We start from the raw sequence: 20,804 nt of genomic DNA on the forward strand, positions 1-20,804 counted from the left end.
TAAGGACAAAAAAACCGAGATATCAATCCATTGATTGATATCTCAGTAACATTCCAGATGTTTATAAATATTGATCGATCATTTGACGTAATTGCTCTTTCGAATGTACACCAACCGCTTTTTCAACGACTTGCCCATCTTTTTTCAACAATAATGTTGGAATACTCATAATCCCAAATTGTTGAGGCGTTTGTGGGTTTTCATCTACATCCATTTTTACGATTCGGAATTCATCTTCATCGTATTCTTCTGACAGCTGATCTAAAATTGGTGCTTGCATGCGACAAGGTCCACACCAAGTTGCCCAAAAGTCGATTAATACTAAGCCTTTATCTGTTTCTTCGTTAAATGTCGTATCTGTAACTACTTGTGACATATCAAAGACCTCCATTTTTTAGTCTAGAGTCATTATAGCACCTTTCTTGATTCGAGACGAGCCTTCTGCTTACATTTAGTAAGTTTTATTTAAATTTAACGATCGTCGCCCCATTACCGCCTTGGTTAGCAGGAGCAAATTCAAAACTTTTGACACTTCGATGATTTTTCAAGTAGTCGGTGATTCCTTGACGCAAAGCTCCGGTCCCTTTTCCATGTACGATCGTTACTTGGGGATAGCCAGCAAGGATCGCTGAATCAAGGTATTGGTCAACCTCACTCAACGCTTCTTCATAGCGTTTGCCACGAAGATCTAGTTGGTTCGACACGTGACTAGCTGATTCAGAACGTACAGCATGAATGACCCGCTGTTTTGGTTCCTTTTGTGGTGCAACGGGCGTTAATTCACTTTCAGAAACATTCATTTTTAAAATCCCGATTTCCACTTGCCATTGCTCCCCGTTTTTACGTAACAAGGTTCCTCTTTGACCATAAGTTGTCACTAAAACTTCGTCGCCTGGTTTCAATGTTTTTTGTTCTTTGGCTTTTTTCAACACTTTATTTTTTTTCAGTTGTTCTTCTTGATGTAAGTTTGCCAATTTGGTTTTCGCATCAATCAATTGGTGCTCTTTTACATTTCCTTGTCCTACTTGTTGTTGCATTTTACGAATATCTGCAATGATTTTTTCCGCATTTTCTTGTGCTTCAGAAACTAATTCATTGGCTTTTTTCTTGGCTTTTTCGATTTCTTTTTCTCGTTCTTCAAAGAAATAGCGATACGCCTCTTTTAAGTTTTCATATAACTCTTGTGCTTCATCAACGTAGTGGCGCATTTCTAAATACTCCGTTTCAGCCATTTTTCGTCGATTTTCTAAATCAGCGATCATTTCATTTAAATCTTGGCTTTCGTCATTCATTAATTGTTTGGCTTCATTGATGACTGATTGATCTAATCCTAAGCGGCTAGAGATTTCAAATGCGTTACTTCGCCCTGGTACACCAATCAACAGACGATACGTTGGACTAAGTGTATCAACGTCAAATTCCATACTTGCATTGATTGTATTCGCCCGATTGTATCCATAAACTTTTAGTTCTGGGTAGTGCGTCGTAGCCATCACATAAGCCGATTTTTTCCCAAGATCGTCTAAAATAGCAATCGCTAAAGCTGCCCCTTCTTGGGGATCTGTTCCTGCACCTAATTCATCAAACAAGACTAAACTTTTTTCATTCACATGTGCTAAGATATCAACGGTGTTTGTCATATGGGAAGAAAATGTTGAGAGACTTTGCTCGATGGATTGTTCATCACCAATGTCAGCAAATACTTCCTCAAAAATACCGATTTGACTTTCTTCATCTACAGGGATCGGTAAACCCGATTGCCCCATCAATTGTAACAATCCTAAAGTTTTTAAAGTGATCGTCTTTCCTCCAGTATTTGGACCAGTAATCACGATCGCTTGGTACTCTTTCCCAATACTGATATCATTAGCCACCACTTTTTCTTGATCAATCAACGGATGTCTTGCTTGTTTTAAAATGACATGATTTTCTACACTGATTGCAGGAACGATGGCTTTCAGTTCTTTCCCAAAACGTGCTTTGGCGTTCATCAAATCTAGTTTACCGATCACGTATGCGTTATGAATGATTTCATGTCGATGAGGAACCAGTTCAGCAGAAAGTTCACTTAAAATACGTTGGATCTCATTACGCTCTGCAATTTGATACTGTCTCAAGCGATTATTTAATTCAACGATCTGTTTTGGTTCAACGAATAATGTTTGCCCAGAAGCACTTTGATCATGGACTACCCCACCAAAGACACCCCGGTATTCTTGCTTGACAGGAATCACATAGCGATCATTTCGCATGGTAATGATCGTATCACTTAAGTATTTGGCGTTTTTCCCCCGAACAATGCCATCTAGTTGTTCTCTTACCGTTTGTTCACTTCGACGAATATTTTGACGAATGATTTTTAATTCAGGGGAAGCATCATCTGTTACTCGCCCATCTTCATCGATCGACTCTTTTAAACGTCGATTCAATTCGGGGATCGTCACCAATTGTTCTGCCCAGAAATAAAGACGTAAAAATTCAATTTCGCTATCTGCTAAATCAGCAAAGAATCGTTTTAATTCACTTGTAGTCGATAAAACACGCGCAACTTGCGCTAATTCGAGTCCATTTAAATCAGCACCGATCTCAATTCGTTTCATATGAGGTCGAATGTTTTCTAACTTAGGAATAGGGATTCCCCCACGTAACCTTTGAACTTTTAAGCCATCTTCTGTTTCTGCTAACCAATCTGTTAATTTCTCTTGTTGGTTGATCGGCACTAACTTTGCGAGTTCTTCTGTTCCTTGCGCAGTTACCACAAACTGACGAACAAGCTGTTTCACTTTTTCAAATTCTAATGTTTCTAGGATTCGATTATTCACGTTATCACCCTAACTTTCACTAAAAGAAGTTGTCACATTTCGCATTGACTCATTGGTCTTTGCTGTCCTGTCACAACTTCGTTTTTTTCTTTCACTACTTACTGTTACACTTTTACAAAAAATTTTTGATTAGTTTATCACATTCGTTATCCATAAATCATGGATTTTATTGGTTAGAAATGGTGTCTGCTCTACGATAAAGCGGGCAAGACTATTTCCACTAAATTGTTTTTGAACGATATCTACTGGCACAAAAGTCAATAAACTCAAGAGCAAAAATATCGTGACATAGGCAACGATTAAAGATAAGATGCCTCCCGCAAGCCAATCGACTTGTTTTAGGATCGGAATATAGGTCAAGCTATGAACAAAAATCCCGATAAAACGAGTAAGCAATCCTCCGATAAATAAAATCAGCAAAAAGGCGACTCCTGCATAAAAAGCTTCATCTAATCTGAAAGAAAATGTCTGATCAAAAAAGACCATTTGGGAATTAGATGTTACCGCAGGATAAGGAATATATAATTCCAGACGACTTGCTAGATCCTTATAAAAGTGCTGTGCTGCCATAAAAGACAAGATATAACCGATCGTATAAACGACCTGCATAGAGAATCCTCGTCGCGCACCTGAAAAAAATGCAAGCAGCAAGATAAATAAAATCAAAAGACTTAACATGTCTTGTTCCTTTCTCTTTCATCAATTTGAAGATTTTTGTTTGATTTGACCTTTTCTTTTTTCATTTAAAATTTGTTGGGCTTCCACATGATTCTTGATTTCTCGATCTGCTTGTCCGTTTTCTTTCAACACTTCTCGTGCTTCGTTTTCAATCGCTTCAATTCTTTTGATTCGATTTTCCATTTCCACAAATTTGATCATTTTTTTCTTTAAATCTGCTACTTCTTTTTCAAGTTCGAGATTTCTTTCTTGCTTCTTCAATTGATCCGAGAGCGCATTGACAGCCATTAAGATCGCTGCTTGTTCATTATCGATTTGCGGAGACAAATCCTTCAATTCTTTTAGTTGTTCATTGATCAAATTTGTCACGATATCCATATGGTGCTTTGTTTCACGTCCAATAATCGTGTAAGTTTGGTCGGCAATCACTGCTTTATAGCGTGTTTTTTCGTGCGCCATCCGAATCATTTCCCCCTATTGATAAAATTATTATCTAGTGTACCATGAAATTAATGATTTAACAGTTGTACACAAATTTTCTTATATTTACCTTATCATTATATGATAAACTTTGAAAAAATGCTATGTCTCGTCCCCAACTGAACGACAAGGAACTATTGAGGGATCTTTCATCTAACAAGCATCTAAATTTATTAATTTAACTAAAATGGAGGTACATAATGAGTAATATTATCATCAAAGTAACGACTGCCCAAATGGAAAAAATGAAACAAGCTTATCTTTCTTATCTTTTACCTAAAAAAATTCCTTATACCGTATTTGCTGCTAAAAAAAATGGCACGACCATCACTGCATACACCTCAGGAAAAGTCATGTTCCAAGGTGCAAATGCCGAAAAAGAAGCAAGTCAATGGGGAAAGGCAGCTTCAGCAAAACCCAAAGCTGGAAAAACAGCTGCATCTTTGCCTAAGAACATCGAATCTTTATCTGTATTAGGAAGTGATGAAGTGGGAAATGGGAGTTACTTCGGTCCATTGACAGTTTGTGCTGCTTACGTGGCCAAGGAGCAACTAACACAACTAAAAAAACTAGGCGTTCGTGATTCAAAAGAATTAAAAGATCCTCAAATCATTCAATTGGCTAGTATCTTGAAGAAGACGATCCCTTATCAACTTTTAGTACTCGATCCTAAAAAATATAACGAGATCCAACCGAAATACAATGCTGTGCGTATGAAAGTTGCTTTGCATAATCAAGCGATCCATTTACTGCTGAAAAAAATTGCTCCTGTCAAACCAGAGGCAATCTTGATCGATCAGTTTACACCAGAAAGCAATTATAAAAAGTATGTCCGTTTGGAAAAAAATCAAGTGCAAGAAAAACTCTATTTTGTGACCAAAGGAGAACAATACCACTTAGCGGTAGCTGCGGCATCGATCATCAGCCGAGCAAGTTTTCTAGAAGAATTAGCTAAAGAATCAGCAGAGATCGGTCTAGAGTTACCTTCTGGCGCTGGAACAAAGTCGGATCGAATAGCTGCAAAAATCATTGAACAAGGTGGCGTTGATTTGTTAGCAAATTATGCAAAATTACATTTTGCGAATACTGAAAAAGCAAAAAAAATGAGTTTATGATATCCCTTTAACGCTTTATTCTAAAGATAATAAATGTTGTTTCAGAAGTCATTCTATAGGAATGAAGTGTTGAAGCAGTGAATAAAATCCCTCTTAAAACAGGCGTTACCACTCGTTTACCCTTAAGAGCATAGCCTGATCTTTTAGATAGCATAAAAACTCCCATCACAGTAGAATAGAACTTTTTTCCACTGCGATGGGAGCCAATAGTCCCAAACGTTAAAACTTAGTATGTTTTACCCATTAATAACCAGCAATTTAATCAATCAACTCCCAAGGTCCCCATTGTTCAGTACCTGGTTCTTCCCCGCTTGTCCACCATTTCGCTTGATAGTTTTGCCCTTTATGAGACACCTTATCACCAGCTTTGTAAATATTTGTAGCACTCCATGCTTCATATTTTGATGAAGATGTGCTATCTAGTGTTGTTACACTCAAAGGTTGACTGTGTTCTGAAACATTACCAGAATGATCAAACGCTTTTACAGTATAAGTGTACGTTGACCCAGCAATTAAATTTTTGTCAATATAATTGGTAGTAGCTGTTTGACCAACTTGTTGTCCGTCACGATAAACATAATAACCTGCTACTCCTTTATTATCCGTCGAAGCGGTCCAGTTCAACGTCACGCTTGTCTCTGTTACATTTGAAGCTGTCAGATCAGTCGGAATAGATGGTGATTCTTTATCTTCTGGATCTGGTGTTGGCGTTGGTGTTGGATTAGTTGAATCCTCTCCATAAATCGTTTGTTGCGAGATATCTATACCGGCTTTTGTAATTCTTTGTGCTAGATTTATAGAAGCAATGTGATCAACGGATACATCAGTTGCATTTGATTTTAATCTAAACGTATATATCTCCCCTGGTTTAAGCTCTTTTCCTTCATAAACCCCACTCAAATCGATCGTCACCGTTCCATTTGAGGTTGAAACCTCGCCTGCTTTGTAATCACCACTACTAAGAATCTCATTTGAATTCAACGCTAAAGTGTATCGTGGTAATTTAATTGTCTTGTGAGAAGATTCAATAGCTGATAAAACGTCCGAATTTTCATTTAGCGTTTCTTTATTTTTGATGACTAATTCATACCCTTTTGAACTATTTTCAGAATAAGTAGAAATCCCTACCTCGACATTTAGATCACTTGATACAATTTTATGCTCTGGAAGTTTTTCTGTACCAAACAACCCATTTTTGATTGCTTTGGTCAGTTCATCTCTTTTCGTACTCGTTGTTGGCTTATCTTGCGATTGCATCCAAGAGATTACACCACCTAATTCATGCTCTTTCACATATTGCGTTTTGTAATTAATTGATTTTACATTGTCATAGGTAAAGAACTCTTTTGAAACTTCGCTGTATAAAAATGGTGCTTTGGCTGTATCATCCCAATATTCTTTTAGAGTCGGGATTTTAGTTTTTAATTCATCAATGTTTCGGTAGGACCAAACTCCACCTGCTCGGCCACCATCCCCAAGTGCCAGAGAATGTTCATTGTCCGCACCATATGTCGGCGTTTGGTCTGCATCTTTATTGCTTTTTTCAGCAGGTTGGAATAATCCAGGAGTATTTGGGTCTGTCCCTTTAGCTACTTCATTCCACCCACGAGTATAGAAAGCTGCGCCGATAACGATTTTTTCTGAAGGAGCCCCATGTTCTTTCAAAAAGCGAACGGTCTGATCAACGGACAACCCATTTGCATAGTTCGGGTCGTTAGGATTACCATAAAGTGCAGTATGATGACCACTTGTTGCACTCCAAGCACCATTCATGTCATAAGTCATCATATTCGCAAAGTCAACTACTTCAAATAGTTGTTTGATGTCAATTCCCTTGTCCAACATTCCTTGGGACGCAGGTAATGCTACAGAAAGTTCATAAGTCTTACCTAATTCCACTCCTTGTTTATCGATCGCCGCTCGAATATCTTTTAATAGTAAAATATAATTTTCTTTATCCTCTGGTTTTGCGTTAGGTGTTCCTTCATCATTTTTGTTGTCGACACGATCAGGCTCACGAACATCTGCTGGATATTCCCAATCAATATCAACGAAATCCATGTTGGTATATTTTAAGAATTTAGTAATGTTTTCCACTAATTTTTTTCGTTTCGCAGGACTAGCTGCAACTTCAGAAAAATCACCCGATTTTGACCAACCACCTAATGACACGCCAATTTTTAAGTTTTTATTTTGTCCACGCAAATTTTGAAGCGCATTCAACAAACCAGAAGCAGCATTTCCCCATCCGACTTCTGCTTCACCTGCTGGTACACCTACAGCGGCTTCTTTATCTGTAAATTTCAACTCACCATTACTATCAAAATCTAAAAAGGCATAATTTAAATGCGTCAATTGGTCTGCGGCAATATCTTTAGGATAAAATTCTTGTTCTCCTCCCCAAATCGACCAATCACCATAATACATCACATTACGATAAGACGCTTTTTTTGTAATTTCCTGTGCTTCTTCAGCATGCACATGTTCTTTGTGGCTGAATAATGGCGTTGTCAGAGAAATAACAGAAGAAAATAACATTGCTGCCAAACTAATTTTTTTAAACTTTTTCATTTTTAACCCTTCCCCTCTTTTCCTATACGAACTCCCCTAATAAAACTTATTATCCATAAAATAAATCAGTTATTTTTAATAAACCAACCTCCTAAAAAACAAAAAATGATAACCCTTACAAAACAAGGTTAACATTATCTTATCAAAGCATCAAATGATTTGATATTTTTGTATTGCATATTAACATTTATATATTTATAGTTATCTAAAATAACTAATAAATATCCCTATTCTCTTATCTCTTTTCCATCTTTTTTTACTGCTTTATTTAAAATAACTTTTATTTTTTATTTTTATATTTATAAAAGAACAAAAAAAGCATTCCACCAAAATAAATTGGACAAAATGCTGCGAATCTTTTTATGTATGATTTGTTCATTTTTGAATGTATCCTCTTAGAGTTGGATCTTCCTGATTCTTTTCGTTTCATCATTAACATTTAACTGAAAACTTTTTCAACGAAATTGACGATCATATTTAAACTGCGATTCCTGCTCTCTAAAACAATTTAATGTACGTAAGTATCGTTTAGCCGATTTTAAATGTTCAGCTAGTGGTTTTTTTTCTCCAAGATAAGTATAATAATTAGCTAACACGACTCTTTTTACCTCGTCTTTAGTAATGGTCTCTAACTTTAGCTTTTTGATGGTTTCTTTTGCAATTTTGACTGTCATTTTTTGTAAGAAAAAGTAATTGACCAGCGCATGTATATGTCCCCCCTTGGATCGGTTCTCTTTGATTAACTCATCACAACGTTTCCTTATGTCCCTTTTCCCTTTGTTGATCTCATCTGCTGAGAGTTTACCATCAAAAATCGGTGGAAATAATGGAATCTCATAACGATCACTTAATCGATTACTGATTCTTCTACTTGCACCTATGGAAATCAATGTATTTTCTATTTCTTTCCTTTGCCAGAGCCAATCATCCTTTTTTTGTACGATATGATCACAATACTTCTCAATGATGCTCACCTTTAATGCATCTGAAGAAACGGGCAAAGGAAAATCAAACGCATCAATCACATGGAGTGTTTCCTTTAGTGGTCTCTCTGTAAATAATAGAAAATGAACAATAGCCTTCATTCCTTTTCCATTACCTAAATCCTTTAAAAAAGATTGACAACGATTCAACTGTCCAGATAAACGTCCAGCTTTGGGGAATAACTCTTCATTTACATGGTTATTGATCAACGTGACTAATTCTTGATTCGCTCCCCTTAAGGCAAGGGCATTTTCACTTGATTTTTTCCACTCAATGAGCCCTAATTTATTAAAAGATGCTTGGCACTCCTTAACAAGTCTTACTTCTTCTTTGATAGTCAAATAACTATTATCAAGAACAACATTTACTTTTGAAGGGATTTTTGTAAAAATTTCCTCAAGAACATCTGGAGGCAGCTCTTGAAGCACGAGATAATTCCGTGTTGCCAATGGCTCAAAATGTTCACAACGTTGGACTACTTCGTCAATGAGTTTTTGAGACGACTTCATCTTCAAAGAAGGAAGCAAGGTGACATTTAGTATCTTACTCAATTGATCGATCTGCGTTCGATTCATTCCTCGTAAAACAAGATATTCCTCACATTTTTTCTTTCCAACAGTTCCCTCAGATCCTATCAACATCGATTGGCACTTGTACACTTCCTCGAATTGTTTCTGTAAATAAAATTTATTGATAGTTTTAGGAAACCTTAGATCTCTAAAAATTTTATCAACATACTTGGGCGCTGTATTTTGTAACAATAAGTATTTTTGAATCGCTACAAAGCCTTTTTTTGGCCCTAAGTCTTCTAAAAAAGAATTGCACCGATCAACTAATGTGCTAATTGCCCCTCTTTTAGTCATATCTATCATTGGGAATATTGATTGATCGATGTATTCATTCATTTGATGAAGCTGTTGTAAACTAGGATAAGTTAAAATAAAATAATTCTCGAATTTTTTTCTGCCCATTTCTGATCCTAATTCTCGAACAAATTGGCTATATTTTATATATCTAGTTAAACAAAAATGGAAATTTTTTCGATCCTCATCATTCATAGAATCTTTTATTCGCTCTATGACTTCGATATTGATTGCAGGAGGGAAATCTTCTAACATAAGGTAATTATTGACTGATTTAACTCCATTTACTTTGTTTGGATACCAGTAATTTAAAAAACTTTGGCAATATTTGACTGCTTTAGTTATTTTCTCCTCCTTTGATAAAGGTTCATCTTTCAAGGAAGGCAATAAATTGATGTTTAAAATTTCTCCTATCCGATTGAAAAATTTACGATCTACTCCTTGTAGAACTAGCCGATTTTCTACTTCTGTTGCCCCCATATTATTATAATAGAGCGTTGTAACGAGAAGATTTTTATACTCTTTTTGATTGATTGTCTTGGGTAATTGAACTTCATTAAGTATATCCTTCGCTCTGTCTGCTGATGTATTTTGCAACAATAAATAATTTTGAACAGCTAATAATCCTTCTATCTCACCGAAATCCTCTAAAAAAGCATTACATCTTTTGGCTGTCAAAGTAATTTGTTTAGAATATCCGGAATTCTTCCATGTAGGAAACAAAAATTCTCCAATTGTTGCACTTATTTTGTTGTATTCAGATCGAGGAAGTTCATTTAAAATGAGTTGATTTTCAATTGCTTTTATCCCTTCATTTGTGCCATATTTGATCAATGTTTCATTGAACTTTTTATGTAATTGTTTTTTCTTTTCTATCTTTTTAAAAAATCCATGTTTGTTCACAGTTCCCTTAAAAACTAGTCCTTCAACAATTTCTTTAGTCAATTCTGGACTCAGGTCATGTAACACAAGATAATTTGTAATAGCTTTTTTTCCTATCGCACTATTAAAAACATTTAGCAGCGATTGACAGTATTGAGTGGCTTCGTTAACTATCTCTTGCTGGGTTTTATCCTTAAATATTGGTAAGAAATCCATCTTCTTGATTTGACTGACTGTATCTATAGACTTTCGATTTGCCCCTTCCACTAATAAATGGTGTTCGATACTTCGTTTTTCATCTATCTCTTTGATTTTCTCTAATAAATAGCAAACATAACTATCCCTATCTAAATAGAACAAAGTTCTTTTCATTTCTCTTTCCCTTCTCGTTTATTCATTGAGCTTAAGTATAAAGTGGAAAATAGGGAGAAACGTTCCTTTTTTTTCAAAAAAAAAAATTTATTGAAATCCCCTAATAGAAAAGCCGCTTCAACTAACGAATGAATCCCATCGGCAACATCAACACAAAAAAACGGTGTGCAAGTGTTCGTTCTTTGAAATGGATCTGATGTTTTGGAGACAAATAGTGTCTCCAAAGCATCAGATCCATCCAATCGAACGGAGCTTACACAACCGTTATTCGTCTCAAGCTAAACAATAACCCCATTTAAGTATAGATCGATCAAAGTCGCCACATCAAAAGGCTGTTCCTCTGAATGACCAGATTCAGTAATATAAGGGGCTAGCAAAAGGAAAAAATGTTTCGCTGCCAGTTCCTGTGTGACGTTTTTTCGTAATAGTTGTTGATGATTGGCAAAAATCTTTTCAAAAGGTTCCCGATAATTCTTTTTCCATAAACAAAACAAATGATTTCTTGTTTCAGCTGAAAGATTGAGCTTCAAATCATGCAGCATCATAAACAAATCAATGAGATGGGTTTCGATAAGATATTCAGCCATCTTAGTCAACGTTTGTTGAAAATCATCGGCACCCGTTGCGGCGATCTTCCTCAAATCGTCCCCTACTGTTTTCAAATGTTGTTCCAGAACTGCCTGGTAAAGTTTTTCTTTGTCACTAAAGTAATGATAAAGATTGGGTTGGGTAATCCCGGCGTTCTTAGCAATTTCACGAGTAGACGTGCCGAGATAGCCTTTTGACATAAACAAATGATTGGCTTCATGTAAAATCTTTTTTTGCGTGTCTTTGTTATAGCGATGAACCACATACACACCTTCTTTTTATGCTTATTCTGTTTTTTCTTGAAAAACACCGTCTTCCATCATAAACACTTTATCACATTTGTCAATCAGGCGTGTATCATGGGTGACCATAATGATGGCTTTATTTTTTTCTTTCGATTCTTTCGCTAAAATATCTACGACTTCTCTTGCTTTTTCTGAATCTAAACTGGCTGTTGGTTCATCTGCTAAAATAATGGACGGATCGTTGTAAAGCGCTCTAGCAATGGCGACTCTTTGCCGTTCTCCTCCTGATAATTCTTCTGGATATTTGTTGACCAATTCGGCAACACCTAACTGTTCAAATAGTTCATTCGCTTCTTTCTGACGATTCTCATGTTTGACTTTATCCACTAATATCAATTGCTTTTTGACCGATAAAAATGGAACCAAATTAGACGCTTGTAAAATAAATCCGATTTCCTTAAAACGTAATTTTACCCGCTGATTCTCAGGTTGAGCACTAAATTCTTGCCCATTAATCAAAACAGACCCTTTACTAGGCGTTTGTAAGCCACCTGCAATGGTCAAGAAAGTACTTTTTCCTGAACCAGAAGGACCGATGATCGCAACAAATTCGCCTTTATCTACACTAACATTGGTTTTTTTCAGTGCGTGGACGATTTGATCACCATCTTTGAAATTCTTTTCGACATCTTTAAATTCGATTGCTTTCATTTTTTTCATCTCCTAACCAATTGCCTTCAACGGATCGATTTTTACAATTGCTCGTACCGAAAACAGCGCACCTAAAATGGCGACCACTAACATCAAAACACTGATAACTCCGAAAAATAACCAATTACTTTGAAAAGGTACGGTATCTGGTAAAAGGAACGAGGTCCCCACTGTTCCCAACAAACCAAGACCGATCCCAAAGAATGAGAGTAAGAAAGTTTGGGCCACTACTGAGCGAGCGATAAACCCTCCTGTCATTCCTTGCGCCTTCAAAACACCAAAAATATTGATTTTTTGCATGGTCAACACATAAATGAAAATTCCGATTACAATCGCTGCAATCACGATCAAAAAGCCGATCATAAAACCAAAAGTGAGTACTTGCGCACTATAGCCAGGTAATTCATTGATAAATTTAGAAATGCTGATTTTTTCAAGATCATTTGGTAAATCATCTATCTGTCCTCTAACAACCACCGCGTTGATTCGAGCATTCTCACTTGTATCTGTTTTTTCAAAACGAATTTCTTGGTAAGCATCAAGTGTTGTATATAAAACTGGCGATACATTGAACTTCGCATTTTCGGTAAATCCAGTTAATCGAAAGGTTTTGTCACTACCAGAAAGTTTAACTGTATCGCCAATTCCTAGACCATACTCTTCTTTTAAGCTAATATCACCCACTGCTTCATCGTTCCCAACAAAGGCCTTACCTTCAACAATATTAGGCATGATAAATTGATCTGGATCAATACCAAAAAAACTCACATTGATTTTTCCTGCCTCATCGTTGTCTTTACTGGTTACGACCCCTGGTGTTTGTGCTAAGTAAGCCACCTTATCCCCTTTTACTTCTTGCGCTGTCTTTTTCGTGATCATTGACATCCCTAGGTTCGTATTGGCATCTTTTGACAGTACAATATAGTCTGCCTCCCACTTATCGACAGCCGTTCGGTTATCTTGTGCCAGTCCATACGCTAAACCGGTTAAAAAAAAGACCAAATATGCAATTAAAAACATCACCCCAGCAACCAACGCATAGCGTAATTTTGAATGTATGATTTCATTTAATGCTAAAAACATCTAACTCCTCCTTTAAAAGTTTATCAAACAATAATACAAGTTTATCACTTGATAAATTTTTAGAGGAATAATCTGCTCACAAAAAAACGGTAAGGCTAAATAAGTTTGCCTTACCGTTTGATTATCGCTATAAAACTGGTTAATATCTTGTTGAAATATTCTTTCCTAAAATAAGCACGATCATTCAAAAATGCTATCCAAAGTCACTATCTGTTCAAGCTATTTTGCTACTTAATCCCTATTGATAAACCGATTTTTTGTCTTAACACATGAAACGATTTTCTCTCAATTTTGCGTTTTTGATGTCTTCAACAGTTTGAGTTCCAGCTAATTGCATGACCATTTCAAGTTCTGTTTTGAAAAAATCAAATACTTGTTTGATTCCTGTACTTCCACCTAAAGAAAGTCCATAAATGGCTGGTCTACCAATGGCAACTAAATCAGCTCCTGAAGCAATCGCTTTAAAGACATGTTGCCCTCGTCTAACACCGCTATCAAATACGATCGGTACACGTTTATCCACAGCTTCAGCTACATAGCGTAATGAATCAAAAGAAGCTGGACCACCATCTAACTGTCTACCACCATGATTGGAGACCCAAATCCCTTGTGCACCAGCATCAAGAGAACGATACACATCATCTTCTGATTGTACCCCTTTGACATAAACTGGCAACTCTGAATGGGTCGTAATAAATTCGATATCTTTTGGACTTAATTTTTGTTTAGACGATTTATAGACTGCATCCATCGTTTGACCGACTCCCGATTGGTAAGCTTGAACGATTGGCATAGGCAACGGAAAAGTAAAACCATTTCGCCGATCTGTTTCACGATTTCCGCCAACTGTTGCATCAGCTGTTAAAACAACCGCCTTTGCTCTGTTTCTTTTTGCCATTTCCAAGATATCCAAGTTGATCCCATCGTCCTTACTCATATAAAACTGAAACCATTGAGGAGCTTCAGGACCACCAGCTGCTCTAATTTCTTCCAAGGTACAAGAAGCGTAAGAACTAGCTGTATAGATCGTTCCAAATTCTGATACTCCTTTAGCCGAAGCTTTTTCAGCTTGTTCATGGGCTAATCCATGCGCTGCTACTGGTGCCATAATGATTGGTGCGGCTAATGTTTCATCAGAAAAATAGGTCGTTGTATCAGGTAATTCCACATCTTTCAAAACATGAGGGATAACCAGTTGATGATTAAAGGCCTTTTGATTTTCTCGATAAGTAAACAAATCCCCTGCACCACTACTGATATAGCCATATCCACCACTAGGGATTACTTGAGTAGCTGCTAATTCCAGATCTTCCATATTGATGAAATCAATCATCCCTTCATGTGTACCAGCTTGATAAACTTTTTCCATAATAAAGCCTTCTTTCTCTCGAATTAAGAACCATGAATTTTATGATAGCGTTTGCATTATTATCGTACCTCTCAAAAATGATACAGGCAAATAATCTGTTTGAACTCTAGCAGTAAAGTAGTAGTAAAATAATAGAGAGAGTTTCTAGGAAAGCTTCAATATTATGGTTGAAAAGAAGAGACTAAGCCAAAACCTGCCTCAGCCTCTTCTAGTATCTCTAAAAACAGGCTTACTTCTATCCTCTGGAAATCGCCCTAGAAGAAAAAGGTATAGATTGTCAGAGGGAACTCTTGCTTCATTTGTGATGCTTATTTTTCTGGAATATAAGCTTCTCCTTGAGCGAATAGCACTGCTTCTCCACCAATCATGATCCTCTCCCCTCGTAACTCACAATCAAGGTAGCCACCTCTTGGTGAAAGCTGATGGGCAATCATTTTTTTCTTACTTAATTTATTCGCCCAATAAGGAATAAGATTGGCATGAGCAGAACCGCAAACGGGATCTTCATTGATCGTTAATTTCGGGAAAAATGTACGAGAAACAAAATCTTCCTTCTGACCACGTGCGGTCACGATCACGCCAACTCCCAAATCAAAATTTTTAATAGCTGAAAAGTTTGGTTGCAACTGTTTTACGGTTTCTTCATCTGCAAGTTCAAAAAATAAATCTCGCGCTAAATAAGCAGCTTTGATTTTTGCACCGATCGCTTTTTCGTATTCTGGTAAAATCGCTACTTTTTTAGGCATGATACTTGGAAAATCCATATAGTAAGTTTCTTGTTGTTTTGTCACAAGAAGTTCGCCACTTTGACTAGTAAATTTGATTGTTTCTTCCTCTACCCCATAATAATTGAACAAAACAAACGCTGTTGCTAAAGTAGCATGTCCACATAAGTCGATTTCACGATCCGGAGTAAACCAACGTAACTCATAGTGTTCCTCCTTTTTGACAGTAAATGCTGTTTCAGATAAGTTATTCTCAATAGCAATTTTTTGCATCACTGCATCTGGTAACCACTTCTCTAAAACATAGACTGCTGCTGGATTCCCTTTAAACACTTCTTGTGTGAATGCATCAACAACATAATAACTTAACTTCATTTTATTCAGACTCCTTAACTTTTTGATAAATATATTCTGCACAACATAGATCTTCAATCGCTAAGCCAACGGCATCAAAAATCGTGATTGTTTCTTGTTGGTCTTTTAGTAATCTTTTTCCTGAAACCAATTCACTTAACGAGCCTGAGATCGCTGATTCTGATAATTCTCCTTCAGCAATCGGAATCAGTAGATCGCCACTTTCTTTCATTGCAGCTTCATAATCATCGACATAGATGGCACTGCTTTTCATCAACTCACTAGTGATTTCACGTGTATCTGGTGTAAACGTACCAATAGCATTGATATGCGTACCAGGAGTAAGCCATTCTTTTTTCAAAAACGCCTCTTTACTAGGTGTTAGCGTACAAATGATCTCAGCTTGTTCCACTGTTTCTGCGAGTGTTTCTCCACTTGAAAATTCAATTTCCGGGTATGCTGTTTGCATTTCCTCAATAAATTGTTGACTTCTTTCTTTACTCAAGTCATAGACAGATACTTTATTGATTGAACGTATAGCACAGATCGCATTCAAATGCGAGCTTGCTTGTTGTCCAGCCCCGATTAAAGCTAATGATGCCGCTTCTTTTTTCGCCAATATATCAGTGGCTAAAGCGGAAACTGCAGCGGTACGAATCCAAGTGACTGCATTCGCGTTGATTAGCGCTACAGGTACACCGTTTTTAGAATCAAATAATAGAATTTCCCCCAAATGTGAAGATAGTCCTTGTAAATGATTATCAGGAAATGCAGTAATGATTTTTGCACCAAAATAACGATCTTTACCAAGATAAGCAGGCATCATCGCAAAAACATTTTTGTTTTTACCATCTGGCAAAATCTCTACCATACGTGTATTTTGACTAATTTTTCCTTCGCCATAATCGCTAAAACACTGACGCATTACTTCAATTGCCTCTTGAAAATCTAATCGTGATACTGCTTCTTCAAAATCGATTTTTCTCATAAAAATCTCCCCTTCACATCCATATATTATCATTGAATTATATACATTCAACAGTATAATTGTATGGAATACAATTTTAGAGGTGAATAAAATGCCCATAAATTCTTATGAAGATTATCCGATCACTTGGCGACCTGATAAAACAAAATTAACACGCCCCATCTATAAATCTCTGATCCAACAGCTAGAAGAAGATATTCTTACAAGTAAGTTACAAAAAAATACCCAACTTCCTTCTCAGAGAGAATTAGCCGACTATTTAGATATCAATTTTACAACTGTCGGTCAGGCCTATAAATATGGTATTGAGAAAGGTCTCTTGTACACCAATATTGGAAGTGGTACGTTCGTTTCCCCTAATGCTTTTACTTCAATCACGATTTCAACTAATCAAGTAGCTGAGCATGTGATTGATTTTGGATTAGTTAGTTCTTTTGAAGACTGCAACCATCTTGTCCTGCCTTTTATCCATTCAGTCAGTCTCAACCCCAATATCGTGGGTTTATTGAATTATCGTGACCCTATGGGAACCAATTTTCAATTAAAGACGGCAGTCGAGTGGTTACAGACTCAAGGGGTTCAAACAACGATTCATCATACCGCAATCGTTTCTGGTGTTCAAAATGGTCTTGCTGTGACACTTGCCGCCTTTTTTTCTCCTGGAGATCGAATCGCTATTGATCGATATACCTATTCCAATTTTATTGAGTTAGCGCATTTGTATCACTTAGAAGTAGTTCCGATCGATTTCGACCAAGAAGGAATGAAACCTGAATTATTGCTACAAGAGTGTCATAAAAAGAAAATAAAAGGGATTTATCTGATGCCTTCTTGTAATAACCCCATCGGTTTTCAACTGTCTCTCCAACGGCGTAATGAATTGAAAGCTATTATTTCCAAAGAAAAGTTATTAGTTATTGAAGACGATATTCATTCTTTCTTAACAACCCATTTTCAACAACAAGTTTTGCCACCGTTTCAACAGCTGCTACCTGACCAAACCATTTACTTGTCAGGAATGACCAAATTCATTTGCTCAGGTCTTCGTGTAGCCTATCTTGTATTCCCAGAACGTTTAAGAGAACGAATTGAACGAGCAATCTTTAATATAAACGTCAAAACATCTGGTTTAGATGCAGAAATCATCACTCAAATCTTGCACTCACCAGAAACAGTTCAGAAAATCTTAACAACAAAATTAAAGCGAACAGCCGAAGCAAATGACTGCTTTGATGCGTATTTTGATTTACCTCGTCCTTCGAATCCTTATCCTTATTATCGAAATATTCCGATCCGAGCCGATATTTCTCCCTTAGATGTAGAACAACATTTTTTGAACAAAGGGATAAGAATCTATCACTCGAATCGCTTCACTAGTCAACAACAAGCTGATCCTTTTATCCGAATCGCCTTATCATCCAATCATTTGGAGATTTTAAAGAAAGGATTACGGATCATTAAAGAAGAAATCGATGCTTATTTATGATTTTTTAGTTTCTATTTTTAGGTATACTCAAAAAATCATTCAATCACTGGCAAACAAGAGAAGATCCATCACTCCTTTGATTTAGAACGTCTTCTCTTGTTATTGCGGTTCATCATTGAATCGATCATTTACTCGTAGTAAAAAAGTTTAGCACAACTTCATGCTCAACTTTTTTACTTCCTTAAGTAAGCCATTCGAATTGATTCGCCGTTCTTTCGATCACTTGGATAGCTGTCTTGACCCATGTTCCTTTAGAAACGTGACTTAAATGACTTGCATAACTTGTAGTCAGCTGTTTCAACATTTGTTTCTTCTGTTGAAGTGTTTGTTTGGTCAAGTTTTTTCTATTTTGCGATGTGGCATGACTTGGTGTTGCAACAATAAGCCGAATGAGTTGTTTTTCCAATGTTTTTTGTAATTCTTCAAACATGTTTTTCTCCCGTTTCGTTTTTATTAGTTGTTAGATTCTTTTTCTAATGCAGAGTACTTATCTATTAAGGGATATTCGATGCGACATTCGATCAGTCTTTTCTCTCTGCGAAAAATCCCTTCCGCCTCTTCTTTGCTATCATTTAACAGATGATAGAACTGTTTTCTGTGGGGGGAAACATCAAAAAATGAAAAATCATGGAACTGGTTTGCTAAGTGATTTAAGTAATGATCAAATTTACTTTTCTCGTTCTTTAGTTGGTCGAGTTGATTTTCTAATTGTTTTTTTTCTGAATATAACTGTTTTTCCATAGGTTGAGACTGTCCTTCACCTTTTTTCATCCATAACCCCTCCATTTTATGAAAGATATTGGGACAATGTTTTATCTGTCCTCACCTGTTCTTCAATGGTGGTTACTATCTGTTTCAGCAGCGTATCTAATTCATATTGGACCTTTTGCAATAGGGTTAGTTGTTGTTCATAGGTAGCCACTGGCTGACGGACTAGTGTGTACTCTGTCACCTGATTTTCTGCCAGAATAGCCATTTTTTCGGTATCATTCAAATGTTCACCCCAGCGGTTCGTATCCCGTTTCGTTTGGCTCCAAAGAAGATTAGCCTGTTCAATCTCCTTGTTTAGCCACTTGACCACTGTGTCTATCTCAGATTGAATCGCTTGTTTGTATCCCAAGGTAATCGTTCTCGCTTGCATCGCATCTAAAAAAATCTCTTGTGAAGAAGAAATTCCTTTACCGCTGTGACGAATTTGATGATGAATCTCAGCGAGCCGATCCAACTCTTTGCTTGTCTGATGTTTTGCTAATTGGATAATCCCTTTAGATTGTGTCACTAGATTCCCATCTTGATCAAATAAATAACCGCCCAACATATGCTGTTTGCCCAACTTCACTTTTTTAGATGTCACTTCAATTACTGTGCCCACTTGTTTTTTTGTCAGTGAATACCCGATTGGTACTAAATCTCTTGTGTCAATAAAATTGAAAATCTTTCCTTCATTCGTTAATTTATCTGCCGCTGCTTGTTGTCTGGGATTTAAAATACTGTAAATGTTGGGGCCTTGATAGAGATATACTCCCTCTAGCCGATCATGAAAAGCAGTCGGCAAATCTGAAATAGCATATTGTCCATTCATTGAACCTAAAGAATGGCCGTATACTGAAACTTTGGCATTGGGATACATTTGCATGGTTTCTTGTAATGTATGGGCAGCAGACTTTAATTGCGGCATCGCAGTTGCTCCTCCTGCATTGATCACTTGGACAGCCGTAGGAAGATTATTTACTCCCCAATCTCGCCATACATCTCCAGGATTTACCAGTATTTTATTGATCCCTATCGAGCCTTGATAAAGGATAGTTATCTGTTTCACTTCTTTTGGCTTTTGCACTTTTGGATTTCCGTCGGTAATGATAAAACTTTTTTCTCCACTTTTTTTGTTATCTATTATCTTTGATACATAACCATATGTTTGACGATTCACTGAAATTTTTTTGTTCACTTCGAGATTCATATAGCTTTGGCTTATCATTTTTATTCTCTCTTCATCAGTCATCCTCATGACTGATCCTCTCTCTCAATCAGCCTATCTAGTTTTTCTGAGAGAACTAATCCATCATTCACTAATTGGTTCCTGCGCTCATTGACTACCAATCCTAATGTTAACTCTTCATCTTGATTAATGATCAATTCAACGTTGATTCCTCCTAAACGATTAGGTTCAATACTTTCGTAATCAATTTCATACGAATGGACGATTCCTTCAGCTGCTAATGCTTTGGGATCTAACCGTTTTAACTCAGATTCGATCAGTTGCGCTACTCGGTCACTCTTAATCATATTGACCACTTCTTCATTAAGCTGCTTTTGTTTCATGTACACAATCCCTCCGATTATGATTACTGCTATCCCTAAAATTTTCATTAAACGATACAACATTTTTTGTTTTTTCATAAATCCTCTTCCTGTTTTCTATCTATTTGACCAACACGTTCGTCATTCTCTTTTCATAATAGAGATACGCAAGTACTTGAAGATTTTT

18 protein-coding genes are annotated in these 20,804 nt (G+C 36.6%); 2 read left to right on the plus strand and 16 right to left on the minus strand.

Translation table 11 applies throughout. From position 1 onward, the window contains the following. Window positions 1-61: 61 nt before the first annotated feature. The 4 genes from trxA to zapA all read right to left on the minus strand — a co-directional run bounded on the left by trxA (window position 62) and on the right by zapA (window position 3,959). Window positions 62-376 carry a thioredoxin gene (trxA, locus tag IGJ18_RS10400; RefSeq protein WP_010718648.1) on the minus strand — a complete coding sequence of 105 codons (315 nt, stop codon included), beginning with the start codon at window positions 374-376 and terminating at the stop codon, window positions 62-64. An 85-nt stretch (window positions 377-461) separates the two neighbouring features. Beyond that, window positions 462-2,822 (minus strand): endonuclease MutS2, encoded by a 2,361-nt coding sequence (locus tag IGJ18_RS10405; protein WP_010718649.1) that lies wholly within the window; start codon window positions 2,820-2,822, stop codon window positions 462-464. A 129-nt stretch (window positions 2,823-2,951) separates the two neighbouring features. Beyond that, window positions 2,952-3,500, minus strand: a complete 549-nt coding sequence (locus tag IGJ18_RS10410) for a CvpA family protein (RefSeq protein WP_010718650.1) — start codon at window positions 3,498-3,500, stop codon at window positions 2,952-2,954. A gap of 21 nt (window positions 3,501-3,521) precedes the next feature. Next, complete coding sequence (zapA, locus tag IGJ18_RS10415; protein ID WP_010718651.1) at window positions 3,522-3,959, minus strand: cell division protein ZapA; 438 nt, start codon at window positions 3,957-3,959, stop codon at window positions 3,522-3,524. Window positions 3,960-4,180: 221 nt separating this feature from the next. Between zapA and rnhC the strand changes: the two genes are divergently transcribed. Further along, on the plus strand, window positions 4,181-5,095 hold the full coding sequence (rnhC, locus tag IGJ18_RS10420; protein ID WP_178305772.1) for a ribonuclease HIII: 915 nt from the start codon (window positions 4,181-4,183) through the stop codon (window positions 5,093-5,095). 258 nt (window positions 5,096-5,353) lie between these two features. On the opposite strand, the gene IGJ18_RS10425 is transcribed toward rnhC, so the two are convergent. The 8 genes from IGJ18_RS10425 to IGJ18_RS10460 all read right to left on the minus strand — a co-directional run bounded on the left by IGJ18_RS10425 (window position 5,354) and on the right by IGJ18_RS10460 (window position 16,830). Then, window positions 5,354-7,666, minus strand: coding sequence for a glycosyl hydrolase family 18 protein (locus tag IGJ18_RS10425; protein ID WP_178305771.1), 2,313 nt, complete (start codon window positions 7,664-7,666; stop codon window positions 5,354-5,356). Between the two features lie 455 nt (window positions 7,667-8,121). Continuing rightward, complete coding sequence (locus tag IGJ18_RS10430; protein WP_438843295.1) at window positions 8,122-10,767, minus strand: hypothetical protein; 2,646 nt, start codon at window positions 10,765-10,767, stop codon at window positions 8,122-8,124. Window positions 10,768-11,045: 278 nt separating this feature from the next. Continuing rightward, window positions 11,046-11,618 (minus strand): TetR/AcrR family transcriptional regulator, encoded by a 573-nt coding sequence (locus IGJ18_RS10435; protein WP_010738025.1) that lies wholly within the window; start codon window positions 11,616-11,618, stop codon window positions 11,046-11,048. Window positions 11,619-11,639: 21 nt separating this feature from the next. Beyond that, window positions 11,640-12,311 carry an ABC transporter ATP-binding protein gene (locus IGJ18_RS10440; protein WP_010718656.1) on the minus strand — a complete coding sequence of 224 codons (672 nt, stop codon included), beginning with the start codon at window positions 12,309-12,311 and terminating at the stop codon, window positions 11,640-11,642. A gap of 12 nt (window positions 12,312-12,323) precedes the next feature. Continuing rightward, window positions 12,324-13,394, minus strand: a complete 1,071-nt coding sequence (locus tag IGJ18_RS10445; protein WP_010738026.1) for an ABC transporter permease — start codon at window positions 13,392-13,394, stop codon at window positions 12,324-12,326. 262 nt (window positions 13,395-13,656) lie between these two features. Beyond that, window positions 13,657-14,763 carry an alpha-hydroxy-acid oxidizing protein gene (locus IGJ18_RS10450; protein ID WP_178305769.1) on the minus strand — a complete coding sequence of 369 codons (1,107 nt, stop codon included), beginning with the start codon at window positions 14,761-14,763 and terminating at the stop codon, window positions 13,657-13,659. Between the two features lie 308 nt (window positions 14,764-15,071). Further along, window positions 15,072-15,863 (minus strand): PhzF family phenazine biosynthesis protein, encoded by a 792-nt coding sequence (locus tag IGJ18_RS10455; protein ID WP_438843296.1) that lies wholly within the window; start codon window positions 15,861-15,863, stop codon window positions 15,072-15,074. A 1-nt stretch (window position 15,864) separates the two neighbouring features. Then, the gene (locus tag IGJ18_RS10460; RefSeq protein WP_081128124.1) at window positions 15,865-16,830 is read right to left on the minus strand and encodes an ornithine cyclodeaminase family protein; all 966 of its coding nucleotides are present in this window, start codon (window positions 16,828-16,830) and stop codon (window positions 15,865-15,867) included. A 91-nt stretch (window positions 16,831-16,921) separates the two neighbouring features. Between IGJ18_RS10460 and IGJ18_RS10465 the strand changes: the two genes are divergently transcribed. Continuing rightward, on the plus strand, window positions 16,922-18,316 hold the full coding sequence (locus IGJ18_RS10465; protein WP_010738030.1) for a PLP-dependent aminotransferase family protein: 1,395 nt from the start codon (window positions 16,922-16,924) through the stop codon (window positions 18,314-18,316). 181 nt (window positions 18,317-18,497) lie between these two features. Here the strand turns inward: IGJ18_RS10465 and IGJ18_RS10470 are convergent, their stop codons facing one another. The 4 genes from IGJ18_RS10470 to IGJ18_RS10485 are packed head-to-tail and all read right to left on the minus strand — an operon-like array spanning window position 18,498 to window position 20,716. Continuing rightward, entirely contained in the window at window positions 18,498-18,746 is a 249-nt protein-coding gene (locus IGJ18_RS10470) for a hypothetical protein (protein WP_438843297.1), read from the minus strand. A gap of 23 nt (window positions 18,747-18,769) precedes the next feature. Next, window positions 18,770-19,087: a hypothetical protein gene (locus IGJ18_RS10475; protein ID WP_438843298.1), complete on the minus strand. Its 318-nt coding sequence runs from the start codon at window positions 19,085-19,087 to the stop codon at window positions 18,770-18,772. Window positions 19,088-19,103: 16 nt separating this feature from the next. Beyond that, entirely contained in the window at window positions 19,104-20,324 is a 1,221-nt protein-coding gene (locus IGJ18_RS10480) for an Mbeg1-like protein (RefSeq protein WP_438843299.1), read from the minus strand. Next, window positions 20,321-20,716: a DUF1310 family protein gene (locus IGJ18_RS10485; RefSeq protein ID WP_438843300.1), complete on the minus strand. Its 396-nt coding sequence runs from the start codon at window positions 20,714-20,716 to the stop codon at window positions 20,321-20,323. Before IGJ18_RS10485 ends, IGJ18_RS10480 begins: the two co-directional genes overlap by 4 nt. Window positions 20,717-20,804: the final 88 nt, after the last annotated feature.

The organism is Enterococcus sp. AZ078 (assembly GCF_051714985.1).
GTDB lineage: Bacteria > Bacillota > Bacilli > Lactobacillales > Enterococcaceae > Enterococcus_B > Enterococcus_B hirae.